Raw genomic sequence first — 16,385 nt, 5'->3', positions numbered from 1 at the left:
GGTTGGCTTCGATGAGCGTTGAGGACCGGTGGCACCACAAGGGCACCCGCAAGCGCACGGCGGACTACGGCCGGGGCAAGCGGTGGCGCGTGCGGAACAAGGGCGCCCGGACCATGTCCTTTCACAAGAAGAGCGATGCGCAGGCGCACGACGTCAAGGTCAACAACGACTTGCTCAAGGGCCTTGTGCCGTTCGATCCGACCGCCGGGCGTGTTCTGGTCTCGGAGGCGGTCCCCAAGTGGCTCAAAGAGCGCTACTCCGACGTTCAGACCCGCCGAACGGTCGCGTCCCGGTTCAAGAACCACATCTTGCCGACGTTCGGTCACCTGCGGGTCTGTGACATCACTCTGTCGCGGGTCATCGAGTGGTGGGCGGAGATGTGCGAGAAGACCAAGCCCAACGGCGAGCGGTACGCGACCAGCACCCTTGAGCTTGTCTACGTCCACTTCGGCTCGTTCCTGCGGACGGCGGTCAAGGGCGCTACCAAGCTCCTGCCCGTCCACCCCTTCGACGGGTGGGACGTGGAGGTGCCCCGGCGTGACAGACGCGTCCGGAACATTTGGGAGCAAGAGCGGGTGAACACCGTGCTTGCCGCCATGCCGGAGCGGGAACGGCCCATCGGGCTCGTGTCGGCGACGTGCGGGCATCGGCAGGGCGAAGCCTTCGCCGTCGCGCTCGAAGACGTGAACCGCTTCCGCAAGGAGATCACCATCCGCCACCAGGTGAAGCGCGTCGGCGGGAAGCTCGTCCTAGCCAAGCCCAAGGGCGGCAAGGTCCGCACGGTCCCGCTCGCCGACGTCACCGCGACCGCCATTGCCCAGCACGCGGAGAAGCACGGGACGACCGTGGTCCGCTGCACATGCTGTAACAAGGACTGGCACGTGGTGTTCACCAACGACAAGGGCGGCCTGATCGATCGTGCAGCGTGGAACCCGGACGTCTGGCATCCCGCGATCCAGGCGGCCGAACTCGCCAAGGGCGGCGCCCACGGGATGCACAACCTGCGCCACTACTACGCGTCCCGGCTCATCGAAGGCGGCCCCGGTCACCGGGGAGCGTCCATGGAACAGGTCCGCGACTACATGGGACACGCGTCCATCGTCACCACCAGCGAGACGTACGGGCACCTGTTCGAGCAGGCTCACGAGCGCGCCCGCTCGCTCATGGATGACCTGTTCTCGGCTGTTGTGTACCCGCTGCGTACCGCCGAAGGCCGGTAGCCGTGTTAGCGCAGGTCAGACGGCTACCGGTCTCCGGGGCTACAGAAGGGGGCCTTCACGCGCAGTTGTCAGCCTCGCGAAATGCGGGTCATCTCGTCGCGCTCGACGACCTTCACGCGTTCCCGGCCGTGCGGGACACCGAGGGACTTCTCGTGGGCGTCGAGTTTGCCCCAGCCTTCCCACGTGGTGAAGGGAACGCCGCGTTCGGTCAGGAAACCGAGGATCGCGTCGGGGTCTTCCACGGCCGGAGCCGTCAGATTCTCGGCGTCGGCCAGCAGGCTCGCGATCGTTTCGGCCGCGTCGCCCTTGGTGTGGCCGATGAGGCCGACCGGGCCGCGCTTGATCCAGCCGGTCACGTAGACACCCGGCACCTGGTCCTCGTCGATGTCCAGCACCCGGCCCGCCTGGTTCGGCACGGTCCCGGTGGTGTGGTCGAACGGGATCTCCGGCAGATGCGACGACAGGTAGCCCACCGCGCGGTAGACGGCCTGGACGTCCCAGTCGTGGAATTCGCCGGTGCCGCGCACGTTGCCGTCACCGGTCAGTTCGGTGCGCTCGGTCCGCAGGCCGGTCACCTTGCCGTCTTCACCGACGATCTCGCACGGCGAGTGCAGGAAGTGCAGGTGCAGCCGCTTCGGCCGGTCGCCCTGGTCGCGGATCGCCCACTCCTGCAGCGTCTTCACGACCATGTCGATCTGCTTGGACGCCCGCAGCGCGGCGATGCTGCCCTCGTCGAACTCGATGTCCTCGGGGTAGACGATGACCTCGACGTTCGGCGAGTGGTCCAGCTCCCGCAGCTCCAGCGGCGTGAACTTCGCCTGAGCCGGGCCGCGGCGGCCGAACACGTGCACGTCGGTGACCGGGCTGGCCTTCAGGCCCTGGTAGACGTTGTCCGGGATGTCGGTGCTGAGCAGCTCGTCGGCGGTCTTCGCGAGGATCCGCGCCACGTCGAGCGCCACGTTCCCGACCCCGAGGACCGCGACCGACGTCGCGTTCAGCGGCCAGGTGCGCGGCACGTCCGGGTGCCCGTCGTACCAGGAGACGAAGTCGGCGGCGCCGTAGCTGCCGTCGAGGTCGATCCCGGGGATGTCGAGCGCGCGGTCGGCCATGGCGCCGGTCGAGAAGATCACCGCGTCGTAGAACTGGCGCAGGTCGTCGAGCTTCAGGTCGGTCCCGTAGTCGACGTTGCCCAGCAGCCGGATGTTCGGCTTGTCGAGGACCTTGTGCAGGGCGGTGACGATGCCCTTGATCCGGGGGTGGTCGGGCGCGACGCCGTACCGGATCAGCCCGAACGGCGCCGGCATGCGCTCGAACAGGTCGATCGTCACGTCAGCGTCGGACTTGTCGAGGATGTCGGCGGCGTAGATGCCGGCCGGACCGGCACCCACGATGGCTACACGAAGAGAACGGCTCACTCCTACCACGGTAAGTTAGGCAGCCCTAACAATCATTGTGATCTGGCGTACGGTCCACCTGGTGGGAGCCGCTAAGCTGGCTTCATGCGCGTGCTCGTCGTCGACAACTACGACAGTTTTGTCTACAACCTGGTCCAGTACCTGGCCCAGCTCGGCGCCGACTGCACCGTCTGGCGGAACGACGTGGTGGACGTCGGCAAGCTCGGAGAGTTCGACGCGGTGCTCGTCTCTCCCGGCCCCGGAACCCCCGAACGTGCTGGTCAGAGCATGGACGTCATCCGCGAATGCGCCGAGAAGCGCATCCCGATGCTCGGTGTCTGCCTCGGCCATCAGGCGCTCGGCGTCGTGTTCGGCGCCACCGTCGATCGCGCCCCCGAACTGCTGCACGGCAAGACCAGTCAAGTCCACCATTTGGGCGCAGGAGTGCTCGCGGGGCTCCCTTCGGAATTCACCGCCACGCGGTACCACTCGCTGACTGTTCTGCCCGAAACCATCGACGACGCCGTGTTCGAGATCACAGGCCGCACCGACTCCGGTGTCGTGATGGGCATGCGGCACCGCGAGCTGCCGCTCGAAGGCGTCCAGTTCCACCCCGAATCCGTGCTCACCCAGGGCGGGCACCGGATGCTGGCGAACTGGATGGCCTCCGCCGGGCACCCGGTCGCCGACGCCACGGTCAACGAACTCGAACAGGCGACCCGCGCGCTGCAGAAGGCCGCTGCTGCGTGACCTCGCTGATCCGGCTCGAAGGAGTCGGTAAGCGCTACGGCCGCGGTGCACCCGTGCTCGCCGACGTCGACCTCGACGTCCCGGCCGGTCGCGTGATCGGCGTCCTCGGCTCGAACGGTTCGGGGAAGTCGACGCTGCTCAGGATCCTCGCGGCGCTTTCCCGGGTGACTTCGGGGAACGTCGTGGGCAGCCCGCGGGTCGGCTACCTGCCGGACCGTTTCCCGGCGGGGCAGCGGATGAGCGCCCGGGCGTACCTGCGGCATATGGCCCGCATCGACGGTCATGTCGACTTGTCGGCAATCGATCCGCTGCTGGACCGGCTGGCGCTGGTCGGCGGGCCGGACGCGCCCTTGCGGACCCTGTCCAAGGGCAACGCCCAGAAAGTCGGTCTCGCGCAGGCGGTCCTCGCCGAGCCGGAACTGCTGATCCTCGACGAACCCTGGTCCGGGCTCGACGTCGAAGCCCACACGGTGCTCGGCGAACTCGTCGCCGAGACCAAGGACCGGGGCGCGAGCGTGGTCTTCACCGACCACCGCGCGGCCGCCGTGCACGCCCACGCCGACGACGTCTACCGGATGGACGGCGGCCTCCTGACCCGCGTGGAAGAAGGCGCGACAAGGATCGTCCTCCACGGGCCCGCCGGCGACTGGTCCACGGAACCCGGTGTCAGCCGAGCCGTGGCCGAAGACGGGAAAGTCGTCCTGACGGTCGAAGCCGGGCACACCGACGCGGTGCTGCTGCGTGCGCTCAACCGCGGCTTCTCGGTCCGGGAGGTGGCGCCGTGCTCGCCATGACCCGCTACTACCTCGCGCTGCTCGGCCATTCCCAGCGCTACCTTCCCGCGATCCTCGCCTACCTCGCGGTGAACACCGTGCTCTACACGGACCCGAAGTCGCCGCTGCTGCCGCAGTACGGGATCAGCGCGGGTTCGCTCCTGGTGGTCTCGTGCTGGCTGACGATCGCGATGCTCGACGTCGAAGACCCGGTCCAGCGGCTGGTGACCTTCAGCCACGCACGACGCTGGCGATCGGTTCTCGGCGGCGCCACCCTGGCCGTCTTCGGGTGTGCCGCGGTGCTGATCGTCGTGACGCTGGCGTGGTCGGGCCTCCGCTCCGGCGGCTTCCCGATCGGCGCCCTCGCCCTCGGGGCCGCCGCGCACGCGCTGTGCGCGCTGTTCGGGATCGCGATCGGCCTGCCCTGCTCGCGGCTGCTCGTCCCGCGCGTCGGCTGGTCCGTGCTGGCCGCGATCTTCGCGCTCGCCGCCGTGCTCCTGGTCAAGTGGCTGCCGCTGGCCAACCCGCTGCTGCGCGCCTTGACCTCGCAACAACCGCTGACCGTCCCGTTCACGGTGGCCGCGGTGGCGGCGGTCGCCTGCTTGCTGCTGAGCGCGACGGCCGTCGGAAACCTGCTGCGACGCAACGCCTGATGCCGCGTCTCATCGTGCTCAACGGCCCACCCGCCTGCGGGAAGTCGACGCTCGCCCGGCGGTACGCCGAAGACCACCCGTTGACGTTGAATCTCGACATCGACCGGATCCGCGGCCTCCTCGGCGCCTGGCGCGACGACCCCGCGCAAGCCGGAACGCTCGCCCGCGACCTCGCCGTGAGCGCCGCGCGGACCCATCTGCTCGCGGGCCTCGACGTGATCGTCCCGCAGTTCCTCGGCCGCGCCGCCTTCCTCGAACGACTGGAAACGCTCGCCGGGGAGACGGCCGCGGAATTCCACGAGATCGTCCTCCTCGACACCAAGGACAACGTGCTCCGGCGGTTCGCCGAACGCACCCGCGCCGCGGCCGAACCAGAACACGTCGAGGCGCACGAGATGCTGGGTGGCCCCGAACGGCTCGCGGTCATGTACGACAGGCTCGTGGCGCTCATCGGGACGCGACCGAAGGCGGTCGTGGTGCACACCAGCGCCGGGCGGATTCAGCAGGCCTACCAAGGACTTCTCGACAGTCTGGCGTCCTAATCGGTGGTCGACAGCGCAGGCAGGGCGATCACCTTGACCAACGGTGCGAGGTCGGTGAAATCCGGGCCGTTGCGGGTTACCAACGGGATCCGATGGATCGCCGCGACCGCCGCTATGAGGAGATCCATTCGACGCCCTCGTGGCTGCCTGCCGCCGTCGAGCACCATGGCGTACAGCTGGCCGTACATGCGGGCGGCCTCCGGTGTGAACGGGAGGCAGACCATCCGGGCCTCCACACGCTGGAGGCGGACCAGCCGGGAGGCTCTGTCGCGAGGGCGGGCAGCGCCGTGCACTCCGGCCGCCAGTTCGGCGAGCGTGATCGAGCTGATGGCCGTTGGTGCCTCGAGTGAGAGTTCCTCGGGACGAGGAAGGGCGATGACCGCCGAAGTATCGAAAAGAACCCCTTCGGTCACTGCTCCGGCTCTCCCGGGCCACGGTGAGGATCAGGATCCGCCGCGCGATCGACGTCCGCGAAGAACCGCTCAGGATCTTCCGGTGGAAGGTCACCGAGGAGCTCGAGCAACTCGCCGAACGGAACGAAGGTCGGCTTCTGGCTGTGCGGAACGATATCCGCGACAGGCGTGCCGTTGCGCGTGAGAACAAAGCTGTCGCCTTCTTCGACCGCACGCATGATGTTCGGTGTGTCGTTGCGCAGCTCGCGTTGAGTGATCCGCCGGCCCATTGCCTCAGTGTAGCGCTTCGTAGCGACCTGACCTCGCCGACATGAAAAGGACCCCGCACGAAATCGTGCGGGGCCCTTTTCATCGTCGGCTCAGCCTCCTGGCCGCGGGAACAACGGCGAGCTCGACGACGTCGGCGTCTCATCGCCTTCGACGATGAACAGCGTGATCGGCGCGTTCTTGGCGACCTTCGCCCCGGCCTGCGGGTTGGTCTTGCTGACCTTGCCCGCCTGATCCCGGTCACCGTTCTTGTCGGCCTGAGTGTCCAGCTGACCCGACCAGCCCAGCTGCTGCAACTGCCGGATTGCCTGGTCGTCTGTCATGCCCTTCAGGTTCGGCATGTCGAAGGTCTCCTGGTTGCCGTTCGACACCGACAGCTTGACGACAGTGCCGACGGCCACCTTGCCGCCGTTCGGGGTCTGCTCGATCACCGTGCCCTTGGGCTGGTCGGAGTCCACGTTGGTGACCTGCGGGGTGAACCCGGCCGCCCGCAACCCGGCTTCGGCCTCGGCCTGAGTCTTGCCCTTGTAGTTCGGGACCGTCTTCAGTTCCTTGGACTTGCCGATCGTGATGTCGACCTTCGAACCCTGGTCGACCTCGGCCTGCGACGCCGGGTTCTGCGAGATGACCTTGCCCGCTTCGTTCGGGTCTTCGGTCTCTTCCTCGGTGGTCGCGCCGATCTTCAGACCGGCCTCGGTCAGCGCCGTCGTGGCCTCGGCCACGCTTTTACCCTTGAGGTCCGGGGTCTTGACCTTGCTCGGCTTCGCACCGATGGTCAGCGTGATCTTGTCCAAGGTCGGCGTCACCTGGCCTTCGGCCGGGTTGATCGCGATGACCTTGTCGATCTGGTTCTCGTCGCAGGCGGGCTGGCCGTTCACGGACTCGCCGGTGCACGTGATCTTCTTGGTGGGCTCGAACGAGTTGAAGCCCGCGCCCCGGAGCGTGTCCTTCGCCGAGGCCTCGGACTGGCCCAAGACCTTCGGGATCGCCTTGCTCTCCGCGCCGGTGCTGCTGAACGCGTTGGACAGCCACATGATCAGCAGCACCACCGCCGCCAGCGAGACCACGAGACCGGCGATGAGCCAGGCGCGCCGCTTCTTCTTCGCGGCCGGGTCCTCTTCTTCGTCCTCGTACTGGTCGTAGCGCGGCGGCACCCGGCGGTCGGAGTCCATGACCTGGGTGCGCTCGTCCTCCGACATCACCATCGGCGCGGCCGGACGCTGGCCGGACAGCGTGCGGACCAGGTCCGAACGCATCTCCGCCGACGACTGGTAGCGGTTCGCCGGGCCCTTCGCGAGCGCCTTGAGCACGACGGCGTCGAGTTCGGGCGCCACGGCGGGGTTCACCGACGACGGCGGGTTCGGGTCTTCCCGGACGTGCTGGTACGCCACCGCCACGGGCGAGTCGCCGGTGAAGGGCGGCTCGCCGGTGATGAGTTCGTACAGCACGCAACCGGCGGCGTAGACGTCGGAACGCGCGTCGACGGACTCACCGCGCGCTTGCTCCGGCGAGAGGTACTGCGCCGTGCCGATCACCGCGGCGGTCTGCGTCATCGCGGACTGCCCGTCGTGCATGGCGCGCGCGATGCCGAAGTCCATCACCTTGACGGCGCCGTTCTTCGTGATCATCACGTTCGCCGGTTTGACGTCGCGGTGCACGATGCCGTGCCGGTGCGAGAAGTCCAGCGCCGCGCAGACGTCGGCCATGACCTCCATCGCCCGCTTCTGCGACATCGGCCCTTCGGTCTTCACGATGTCCCGCAGAGTCCGTCCTTCGACGTACTCCATGACGATGTAGGGCAGCGGGCCGAACTCGGTGTTCGTCTCGCCGGTGTCGTAGACGGCGACGATCGCCGGGTGGTTCAGTGCCGCCGCGTTCTGTGCCTCGCGACGGAAACGTTCTTGGAACTGGGGATCCCGCGCCAGGTCGGCACGCAGGATCTTGATCGCCACCTCCCGGCCCAGGCGCACGTCGTGGCCGTGGTGGACCTCCGACATACCTCCGTAGCCGAGCGTTTCGCCCAGCTCGTAGCGGTTGCTGAGCAGTCTTGGTGTGCTCATCTCTGCGTGCCGTTCCATTCCGTCCAAGGTTTGCTGCTCATCATTCCCGGATTCGCCTGTCCGGCCGGCTCCTCGGTGCCGCCCTCCGTCGGCACCGCTGGGTATGCGGATGTCGGCGAAGGACCTTCAGACTCTTTACCCGGAGCCGGCGAGTGTTCACTGGTTTCCACGCCGCCCGACTGCGGTCCGTTGCCCGAACCGACCAGTCTCACGATGAGGAAGGCTCCTGCCACCAGTACTGCGATCAGGATCACCGCGAGCAGCACCCACCAGCCCCATTGTGGCCGTCTTCCCGGCAGACGGCTGACCGCCATCGGCGGCGGGCCGCTGACCGGGTGCATCGCCGGATGCGACGCAGGCCCGACGGCCGCCATCGGGTTCGGCGGCGAATGCGGGCCGGGCGGTACCTGCTGCGGCAGCACGGGCTGCCCCGCCGAGTACGCCACGTTCACCAGCCCCGACGGTGTCGGCAGCGGAAGCCCGGCGCGGACCGCGGCCACCGCGGCGGCGAACTCGCCACCGCTGTTGTACCGCTGTCTCGGATCCTTGATCAGGGTCGCTTCGATGACCGCGCGGGCGCCCGGTGGCACGTCCGGCGGCAACGGCGGCGGGAGGTCGCGGATGTGCATCATCGCGACGGTCACCGCGTTCTCCGAAAGGAACGGCCGGTGCCCGGTGAGGCATTCGTAGCCGCAGACGGCCAGCGAGTAGACGTCGCTCGCCGGTTCGGCGTTGTGCCCGAGCGCCTGCTCGGGGGCGATGTAGTGGGCGGTGCCCATCACCATGCCGGACCTGGTCACGGGGGCGGCGTCGGCGGCCTTCGCGACGCCGAAGTCCGTGATCTTCACCTGCCCGGCCGGGGTCACCATGATGTTGCCGGGTTTGACGTCCCGGTGCACGAGACCTGTTTCGTGCGCGGCCTGCAGCGCGTTACCGGCCTGTTCGAGGATGTCCAAAGTGCGCTCGGCGTTCAGCCGTCCTTCGCGGGTGATGATGGCGGCCAGCGGATCGCCTTCGACCAGTTCCATCACCAGATACGCGATCGACAGCTCGTCCGCGACCGTCTCGCCGTAGTCGTGCACCGCGGCGATGCCGGGGTGGTTCAGCGAAGCGGTCATCCGCGCCTCGGTCCGGAACCGGTGCAGGAACTCCGCGTCGCCGGACAGCTCGGCCTTGAGGATCTTGACCGCGACCGTCCGGTCCAGCCGCGTGTCACTGGCCTGCCAGACCTCGCCCATCCCGCCGACGGCGATCCGGTTCGTCAGCTTGTACCGGTCGGCCAGCAGCTGACCCGAGGACAGCATCCGCTATCCACCCCCGAGCATGGCGTTGACGGCGGCGCGGCCGATCTCCGCGGCCACGGTGCCACCGGTCGCTTCGAGCCCGCGGTTACCCCCGGATTCGACGATCACCGAAACGGCGATCTTCGGGTCCATCGCCGGCGCGAACCCGGTGTACCAGGCGTGCGGCGGGGTGTTCTTCGGGTCGTTGCCGTGCTCGGCGGTGCCGGTCTTGGAGGCGATCTGGATGTCGCCGCGTTTGCCGGCGCCCTTCGTGTTCTCTTCCGACGCCAGCATCATGTCGCGCAGGATCGCGGCGTTCGCGCTGGACATCGCGGCGTCACCGGTCAGTTCGGTCGGGGTGTAGTCCTCGATGGTCGACAGGTTCGGCGCCAGCAGCGACTGCACGAGCTGCGGTTTCATCGCCATCCCGTTGTTCGCGATGGTCGCCGAGAGCAGGGCGTCCTGAATCGGGGTCAGCCGCACGTCGCGCTGGCCGATGGCGCTCTGGTACAGGGCCGCCTTCGATTCCAGCGGGCCGAGGGAGGACCCGGCGACCCGCATCGGCACGGTCAGGTCCTCGCCGATGCCGAAGTTCTTGGCCGTCGCGTTCAGCTTGTCCTTGCCGAGCTCGCCCGCGATCTCGGCGAAGGGCACGTTGCACGAGTACCGCAGCGCTTCCTTCAGCGTGCTGCCCTTGCAGGCCGCGCCGCCGTAGTTCTCCAGCGTCGTCTGCGTGCCGGGGAGTTTGACGTTGGGCGCCGTGTTGACCGGCATGTCCGCGGTCTTGCCGTCTTCGAGCGCGGCCGCGGTCACCAGCAGCTTGGCCGTCGAACCCGGCGGGTACGTCTCCGAGATCGCGCGGTTCAGCATCGGCTTCTTCGGATCGTCGCGCCACTGCGACCAGGCCGCGACCTGCTCCTTGGTGGTGTGCGAAGCCAGCTTGTTCGGGTCGAACGACGGCGTCGACACCATCGCGAGGATGCGCCCGGTCTTGGGCTCCAGCGCGACCACCGCGCCGGTGTAGCCCTTCTGCGTCATCAGGTCGTACGCGGCCTTCTGCACGGCCGGGTTGATCGTCAGCCGCACGTTCCCGCCGCGCGGGTCGCGCCCGGTGACCATGTCCGAAAGGCGCCGCACGAACAGCCGCGGGTCGGAACCGTTGAGGACGTCGTCCTCGGACCGCTCCAGACCGCCGGAGCCGTAGTTGATCGAGTAGTAGCCGGTGACCGGCGCGTACATCGGGCCGTCGGCGTAGGTCCGGATGAACTTGTACTTGTCGTTCGACGGGTCGACCTTCGCGAGCGCGGCGCCGTCGGGCGTCACGATCAGCCCGCGCTGGCGGGAGTACTCGTCGTAGAGCACGCGCACGTTGCGGGAGTCGGTGCGGTAGTCGTCGGCCTTGACCACCTGGATGTAGGTGGCGTTGGCCATCAGCAGCACCACCATGACGAGCATGGCGACACCGACCTTGCGGAGCGGGGTGTTCACGAGGGGCTCCCCTCACCGGTCGCGGGCGGCCGCTGGACCATCACCGTGTGCGCTTCGGCGAGCGGCGCTTGCGGCTGCTGCGGCTTCGGCCGCACGGCGGGTTTGCGGGCGGCGTCGGAGATTCGGAGCAGGAGGGCCACCAGGATGTAGTTCGCGAGCAGTGAAGAACCACCGCGGGAGAGGAACGGGGCGGTGATGCCGGTGTTCGGGATCAGGTTCGTGACGCCGCCGACGACGACGAAGATCTGCATGACCAGGGCGAACGACAGACCGCCGCCGAGGAGTTTTCCGAAGGTGTCGCGCACGGCGAGGGCGCTGCGCATGCCGCGCATCGCCAGGATCAGGTACAGCATCAGCATCGCCGTGAGGCCGATCAGGCCGAGTTCCTCGCCGATGGCGGTGGTGATGAAGTCCGTTTTGGCCTCGGGGACCATGTCCGGCCGTCCCGCGCCGAGGCCGGTCCCGCCGACGCCGCCGGTGCCGAGCCCGAACAGCCCCTGCGCGACCTGGTAGCCGCCGCCGGGGTCGTCGTAGGTGGCCAGCGGGTCGATCCAGTTCCGGACGCGCTGCTGGACGTGCGTGAACAGGTTGTAGGCGATGATCGCGCCGGCGGCGAAGAAGCCGACCCCCAGCACGACCCAGATGACCCGCTCGGTGGCGACGTACAGCATCACCAGCGTGACCCCGAAGAACAGCAGCGACGTGCCGAGGTCCTTCTCGAACACCAGCACGCCGAGGCAGGCGGCCGCCGCGATGAGGATCGGGCCGAGGTCACGGGCGCGCGGCAGCTCGACGCCGACGATCCGCTTGCCCGCGACCATGAACAGGTCGCGTTTCGTCACCAGGAACGAGGCGAAGAAGATCATCAGCAGGATCTTCGCGAACTCGCCCGGCTGGATCGAGAAGAACGGCAGCTTGATCCAGACCTTCGCGCCGTTGACCTCGGACAGGCTCGACGGCAGCACCGCGGGCAGCGCGAGCGCCACGATCCCGACCAGGCCACAGGTGTAGCCGTAGCGGGTCAGCGTGCGGTGATCGCTGATCACGACCAGCACCACCACGAACAGCACCAGCGAGATCGCCGTGAACAGCACCTGCTTGGTGACGTCCGGCGTGTACTCCTTGCCCTGCTGCACCGCGCGTTCCGCGAGCGCCAGGTCGATCCGGTGGATCATGACCAGGCCGAGCCCGTTCAGCAGCGCGACACACGGCAGGATCACCGGGTCCGCGTACGGCGCCCAGCGGCGGACCGCCAGATGCGCCGCCGTCAGCACCGCGAGGTACGACAGCCCCAGCCAGATGATCGAGCTGGTGAGTTCCTGCTCCTGGTTCGCCTCCACCAGCACGAGCGCGACGGTGACGATGAAGGTCGCGAACGCCAGGAGGACGAGTTCGGTCCCGCGCCGCTTGGGCAGCTCGCGCGGAGGGTTCGTGGCGAACTGGGCCGAAGCCGGATCGGCGAGCGGCGTGCTCATCAGTTACCGCCCCCTGGTGCTGCCGTGGTCGGCGTCGAGCAGTCCCTCCCCGCTGGCTGATTCGCCGAACTCGGCGAGGCGGGGGTAGAAGGGGCGGCGGCCGACGACGACACCGGCGGTGCCGGTTCGGTGGGCGGCGTGGAAGTCGAGCTGGAGTTCGGTTTGCAGTCGGCCAGCTGCTTGTGCGGCCGCAGGAAGTCGTCGATGTACTTGCGGGCGTCGTCGAGATTGTCCTTCTTGACGCCGTTCTTCACCGCGATCCGCGCGTCCTCCTGCAGTGCCGGCACCAAGAGCTTGTCGGTGCACAGCCCGCCCGGCGGGCACGAGCCCTGCTCGAAGGCGTGCAGGTCGATGCCGAGGACACTGCCGGGGACGCCGCGGTAGACCACGACCTCCTCGCCGGGACCCTCGCCGACGTAGTACTGGCTCAGCACGAAATACCGCGTGGCGATCGCCGCCGCGGCCAGCACGATCAGGACGACCACCGCTCCCGCCAGCCAGCGAAATCGCCTCCGGCGCTTGACCTTCGGGTCCTCCTGCTGGGGCTGGACCTCGGGCCGCGGCTGCGGCGCGGGCTGGGTCAGCGCGCGGGCGCGGGCGGCGGGGGAGTCGCCCTGGTGGAACTCGTCACTGCCGTCCCCGGCGGCGCCGCCCACGATGGGCGCGTCCTCACCGAAGTCGACGTCGACGACGTCGGCGATGATCACCGTCACGTTGTCCGTGCCGCCGCCCTTGAGCGCCAGCTCGATCATCCGGTCGGCGCAGGCCTGCGGATCCGGGATCTGGATCGCCTCGGACAGCGTCTCGTCGCTGACCATGCCGGACAGGCCGTCCGAACAGATCAGGTACCGGTCACCGGCGCGGGCCTCGCGCACGGTCAGGCTCGGCTCGACCTCGTGGCCGGTGAGCGCCTTCAGCAGCAGCGACCGCTGCGGGTGCACCGCGGCCTCTTCCGGCGTGATCCGGCCCTGTTCGAGAAGTTCGTTGACGAAGCTGTCGTCCCGCGTGATCTGCGAGAACTGACCGCCGCGCATCAGATATGCCCGCGAGTCGCCGACATGCACGACGCCCATCCGCGAACCGGCGAACAGCACGGCGGTCAGGGTCGTGCCCATCCCGTCGAGGTCCGGGTCCTGCTGGACCAGTTCGGCGATGGCGGCGTTGCCGTTCTGGACGGCCTCACGCAGCTGAGCGAGAAGATCGTCGCTCGGATCGTCGTCGTCGAGTGGGGCGAGGGAGGCGATGACGACCTTGCTGGCCACCTCACCCGCGGCGTGACCGCCCATGCCGTCGGCGAGGGCGAGCAGGCGGGGACCGGCGTACACGGAGTCCTGGTTGCTGGAACGCACCAGGCCCCGGTCGCTGCGAGCCGCGTAGCGGAGGACGAGAGTCATGGGCGAAGCTCGATCACCGTTTTGCCGATCCGGATGGGGACTCCGAGCGGGACCCGGAGGGGTGCCGTGACCTTAGCCCGGTCGAGGTACGTCCCGTTCGTCGAGCCCAGATCTTCCACGTACCAATCCTCCCCGCGCAGGGCGATCCGGGCGTGGCGGGTCGACGCGTAGTCGTCGTCCAGCACCAGGGTCGAGTCGTCGGCGCGGCCGATCAGGATCGGCCTGCCGTCCAAGGCGATCCTGGTTCCTGCCAGCGCACCATGGGTCACGAGCAGCTGCTGCGGCGATTTCCCGCCGCGCGGCTTCTTGTTTTCCTTCTTCTTGCGGCCGAACGTCGGGACGGCGACTCGCAGCCCGGAGGCCGCGTACAGATCCGAACGGACGACACGCAACGCGGCGAACACGAAGAGCCAGAGCAGCACGAGAAAGCCCACCCTGGTGAGTTGAACGACCAGCTCTGGCACTTGTTGTGTCCGCTCCCGTTTCTCCTGTACGCCGCGGAGAGCCCGTGCCGTCCGGGATGGTCGGCTCCGGACAGCGCTGCTCTCCGCGTACGACCCGAGGTGCCGATCCACCACAGGTCCCGCACCGCAATTCTGCGATACCCCCTCCGGACGCCGCCGGTCAGCCCTGCGTACGGAACACGAGAGACGAGTGGCCCACGCGGATCACGTCGCCGTCGGCCAGCTGCCAGGTCTGCACCGGGGTGCCGTTGACGGTCGTGCCGTTGGTCGAACCGATGTCCGCGAGCGTCGCGCTCTGGCCGTCCCAGGTGATCTCCAGGTGACGACGCGAGACGCCGGTGTCCGGGAGCCGGAAGTCGGCGTCCTGGCCGCGGCCCACGACGTTCCCGCCCTGCTTCAGCGAGTACGAACGGTTCGAGCCGTCGTCCAGCTGGAGGCTCGCGGCGAGCTGGCGACCGGCCGCCGGCTGGCCGCCGTAACCGCCGCCCTGCGCGTACGGGTCCGCGGCGGGCTGGCCGTACTGCTGCTGGCCACCGCCGTACTGGTCGTAGCCGGGCTGCTGCGGCTGGCCGCCGTACTGGTCATAACCGGGCTGCTGGGCGGCACCGCCGTAACCCTGGTCGTAACCCGGCTGCTGCTGGGCGCCGCCGTACTGGTCGTAACCCGGCTGCTGTGCGCCGCCGTAGCCCTGGTCGTACCCGGGCTGCTGGGCACCGCCGTATTGGTCGTAGCCGGGCTGCTGAGCGCCACCGCCGTAGCCCTGGTCGTACCCGGGCTGCTGGGCACCGCCGTATTGGTCGTAGCCGGGCTGCTGAGCGCCACCGCCGTAACCCTGGTCGTAGCCGCCCTGCTGCTGGCCGCCATAACCCTGGTCGTACCCGGGCTGCTGCTGGCCAGCCTGCTGTCCGTAGCCGTACTGGCCCTGCTGGCCGTACGGGTCACCCTGGTCGTATTGGCCGTAGCCGGGGGGCTGGCTCATTGCTGGGTCTCCTGCGTTGCTGGGTCGTGCCGACCGTGGCGAACCTTCGGCGCCGTGGGGCTTGACGTCGGGATCGACGGACGAACGGGTCTTGAACTGTCCAGTATGCAGCGCCTCGTTGCGCTCGAGCGAAACTACGACGTCACCATAGGTGTCCCATCCGTGCTCGGCGAGGTGTTCCTTGACCGCCTCCGCCAACACCGTGGTGACCCGACGCTCGTCTCCGGCCATGCGCTCGTGATCAGCCTGCCCCAGCGACACGATGTAGTGATTGGGGGCGAGCTGTCGACCACCGGCCAGCTCACGAACGTTCTCCTCGCTCTCGCGCTCAAGCGCCACCGCCACTTCCTGCGTGACGACGTTGCCACCGAACATGCGCGCGAAGGTATTGCCCACGAGGTTCTCGAGCCGCCTATCAAAGCGCTCTACGCGGCCCACCGGGCAACCTCCTCACACGTGTGCTTCCCCGTCGATCCTATCCGGGTACGGCCAGTCGGACACGGCCCCCGGTGAAACCCGTGAAATCCGCCTGCTACGCTTTGCGAGCTGTCAGAGAACGAAGCACTCGGGCGAGTGGCGGAATGGCAGACGCGCACGGTTCAGGTCCGTGTGTCCGAAAGGACGTGAGGGTTCAACTCCCTCCTCGCCCACTCTTGATTGAAGGCCCCTTCGCTAGCGCGAGGGGGCCTTTTTCGTGTGGGCCGAAAGGGCCCTTCACCTCGTCTGATGCGACGAAGGGAGCCTTCGCCCCATTAGATGAGGTGAAGGCTCCCTTCGCGCGCTTCTGAAGTGGGTCAGTTCACGCCGACGAGGTCGACGACGAAGATCAGGGTCTCGTTCGGCTTGATGACGCCGCCGGCGCCGCGTTCGCCATAGGCCAGGTGCGGCGGGATGGTCAGCTTGCGACGGCCGCCGACCTTCATTCCGGCCACGCCCTGGTCCCAGCCGGGGATGACCTGACCGGCGCCGAGGCCGAAGCGAAGCGGCTCGCCGCGGTCCCATGACGCGTCGAACTGTTCGCCGGTCGAGTGCGAGACGCCGACGTAGTGCACCGTGACGGTGTCGCCGGACTTGGCCTCCTGGCCGTCGCCGACGGAGATGTCGGTCGTCTCCAGCTCGGAGGGTGCGGGCCCCTCGGGGCGGTCGATCTGGGGCTTCTGCGAAGACATGCTCAGGAAGATACGTGAAGCGAAGCTTCTCCGCTGAGGGCGGCGGCGGGGAGGAAGGAGG

16 protein-coding genes and 1 tRNA gene are annotated in these 16,385 nt (G+C 68.3%); 6 read left to right on the top strand and 11 right to left on the bottom strand.

Annotated features, from left to right (window positions below; translation table 11 throughout):
- Positions 1-11: 11 nt before the first annotated feature.
- Positions 12-1,220 (top strand): tyrosine-type recombinase/integrase, encoded by a 1,209-nt coding sequence (locus DMH01_RS22780; RefSeq protein ID WP_158633251.1) that lies wholly within the window; start codon positions 12-14, stop codon positions 1,218-1,220.
- Between the two features lie 68 nt (positions 1,221-1,288).
- On the opposite strand, the gene DMH01_RS22775 is transcribed toward DMH01_RS22780, so the two are convergent.
- Entirely contained in the window at positions 1,289-2,608 is a 1,320-nt protein-coding gene (locus DMH01_RS22775; protein WP_125679831.1) for an FAD-dependent oxidoreductase, read from the bottom strand.
- Positions 2,609-2,719: 111 nt separating this feature from the next.
- Between DMH01_RS22775 and DMH01_RS22770 the strand changes: the two genes are divergently transcribed.
- From DMH01_RS22770 to DMH01_RS22755, 4 genes are read left to right on the top strand one after another with little or no spacing between them, the layout of a single operon-like run.
- On the top strand, positions 2,720-3,364 hold the full coding sequence (locus tag DMH01_RS22770) for an aminodeoxychorismate/anthranilate synthase component II (RefSeq protein WP_125679268.1): 645 nt from the start codon (positions 2,720-2,722) through the stop codon (positions 3,362-3,364).
- The gene (locus DMH01_RS22765; protein ID WP_125679267.1) at positions 3,361-4,158 is read left to right on the top strand and encodes an ATP-binding cassette domain-containing protein; all 798 of its coding nucleotides are present in this window, start codon (positions 3,361-3,363) and stop codon (positions 4,156-4,158) included. Before DMH01_RS22770 ends, DMH01_RS22765 begins: the two co-directional genes overlap by 4 nt.
- Complete coding sequence (locus DMH01_RS22760; RefSeq protein ID WP_125679266.1) at positions 4,146-4,790, top strand: hypothetical protein; 645 nt, start codon at positions 4,146-4,148, stop codon at positions 4,788-4,790. Before DMH01_RS22765 ends, DMH01_RS22760 begins: the two co-directional genes overlap by 13 nt.
- Complete coding sequence (locus DMH01_RS22755; protein WP_125679265.1) at positions 4,790-5,332, top strand: AAA family ATPase; 543 nt, start codon at positions 4,790-4,792, stop codon at positions 5,330-5,332. The genes DMH01_RS22760 and DMH01_RS22755 overlap by 1 nt, the downstream gene beginning before the upstream one ends.
- On the opposite strand, the gene DMH01_RS22750 is transcribed toward DMH01_RS22755, so the two are convergent.
- The 9 genes from DMH01_RS22750 to DMH01_RS22710 all read right to left on the bottom strand — a co-directional run bounded on the left by DMH01_RS22750 (position 5,329) and on the right by DMH01_RS22710 (position 15,593).
- Positions 5,329-5,745, bottom strand: coding sequence for a type II toxin-antitoxin system VapC family toxin (locus DMH01_RS22750; RefSeq protein WP_125679264.1), 417 nt, complete (start codon positions 5,743-5,745; stop codon positions 5,329-5,331). The two genes, DMH01_RS22755 and DMH01_RS22750, sit on opposite strands and share 4 nt — an antisense overlap.
- The gene (locus DMH01_RS22745) at positions 5,742-6,014 is read right to left on the bottom strand and encodes a type II toxin-antitoxin system Phd/YefM family antitoxin (protein WP_125679263.1); all 273 of its coding nucleotides are present in this window, start codon (positions 6,012-6,014) and stop codon (positions 5,742-5,744) included. Before DMH01_RS22745 ends, DMH01_RS22750 begins: the two co-directional genes overlap by 4 nt.
- 90 nt (positions 6,015-6,104) lie before the next feature.
- Complete coding sequence (gene pknB, locus DMH01_RS22740; protein WP_125679830.1) at positions 6,105-8,072, bottom strand: Stk1 family PASTA domain-containing Ser/Thr kinase; 1,968 nt, start codon at positions 8,070-8,072, stop codon at positions 6,105-6,107.
- Positions 8,069-9,376, bottom strand: coding sequence for a protein kinase (locus tag DMH01_RS22735; protein ID WP_125679262.1), 1,308 nt, complete (start codon positions 9,374-9,376; stop codon positions 8,069-8,071). Before DMH01_RS22735 ends, pknB begins: the two co-directional genes overlap by 4 nt.
- A 3-nt stretch (positions 9,377-9,379) precedes the next feature.
- Positions 9,380-10,843 carry a penicillin-binding protein 2 gene (locus DMH01_RS22730; RefSeq protein ID WP_034322005.1) on the bottom strand — a complete coding sequence of 488 codons (1,464 nt, stop codon included), beginning with the start codon at positions 10,841-10,843 and terminating at the stop codon, positions 9,380-9,382.
- Positions 10,840-12,318, bottom strand: a complete 1,479-nt coding sequence (locus tag DMH01_RS22725) for an FtsW/RodA/SpoVE family cell cycle protein (RefSeq protein WP_125679261.1) — start codon at positions 12,316-12,318, stop codon at positions 10,840-10,842. Before DMH01_RS22725 ends, DMH01_RS22730 begins: the two co-directional genes overlap by 4 nt.
- Positions 12,318-13,712: a protein phosphatase 2C domain-containing protein gene (locus tag DMH01_RS22720; protein ID WP_125679260.1), complete on the bottom strand. Its 1,395-nt coding sequence runs from the start codon at positions 13,710-13,712 to the stop codon at positions 12,318-12,320. The genes DMH01_RS22725 and DMH01_RS22720 overlap by 1 nt, the downstream gene beginning before the upstream one ends.
- Positions 13,709-14,176: an FHA domain-containing protein gene (locus tag DMH01_RS22715; RefSeq protein ID WP_007030429.1), complete on the bottom strand. Its 468-nt coding sequence runs from the start codon at positions 14,174-14,176 to the stop codon at positions 13,709-13,711. The genes DMH01_RS22720 and DMH01_RS22715 overlap by 4 nt, the downstream gene beginning before the upstream one ends.
- A gap of 160 nt (positions 14,177-14,336) precedes the next feature.
- Positions 14,337-15,593 carry a DUF3662 and FHA domain-containing protein gene (locus tag DMH01_RS22710; RefSeq protein WP_125679259.1) on the bottom strand — a complete coding sequence of 419 codons (1,257 nt, stop codon included), beginning with the start codon at positions 15,591-15,593 and terminating at the stop codon, positions 14,337-14,339.
- 129 nt (positions 15,594-15,722) lie between these two features.
- Between DMH01_RS22710 and DMH01_RS22705 the strand changes: the two genes are divergently transcribed.
- Positions 15,723-15,805: transfer RNA gene (locus DMH01_RS22705), tRNA-Leu, on the top strand.
- Positions 15,806-15,949: 144 nt separating this feature from the next.
- On the opposite strand, the gene DMH01_RS22700 is transcribed toward DMH01_RS22705, so the two are convergent.
- On the bottom strand, positions 15,950-16,324 hold the full coding sequence (locus DMH01_RS22700; protein ID WP_034324241.1) for an FKBP-type peptidyl-prolyl cis-trans isomerase: 375 nt from the start codon (positions 16,322-16,324) through the stop codon (positions 15,950-15,952).
- Between the last annotated feature and the right edge of the window lie 61 nt (positions 16,325-16,385).

It is taken from the genome of Amycolatopsis sp. WAC 04182 (genome assembly GCF_003947465.1).
In the GTDB taxonomy this organism is placed as follows: Bacteria; Actinomycetota; Actinomycetes; order Mycobacteriales; family Pseudonocardiaceae; genus Amycolatopsis.
Note: the sequence above shows the minus strand (reverse complement) of the source record. Positions and strands in the feature narration are given on the sequence as shown.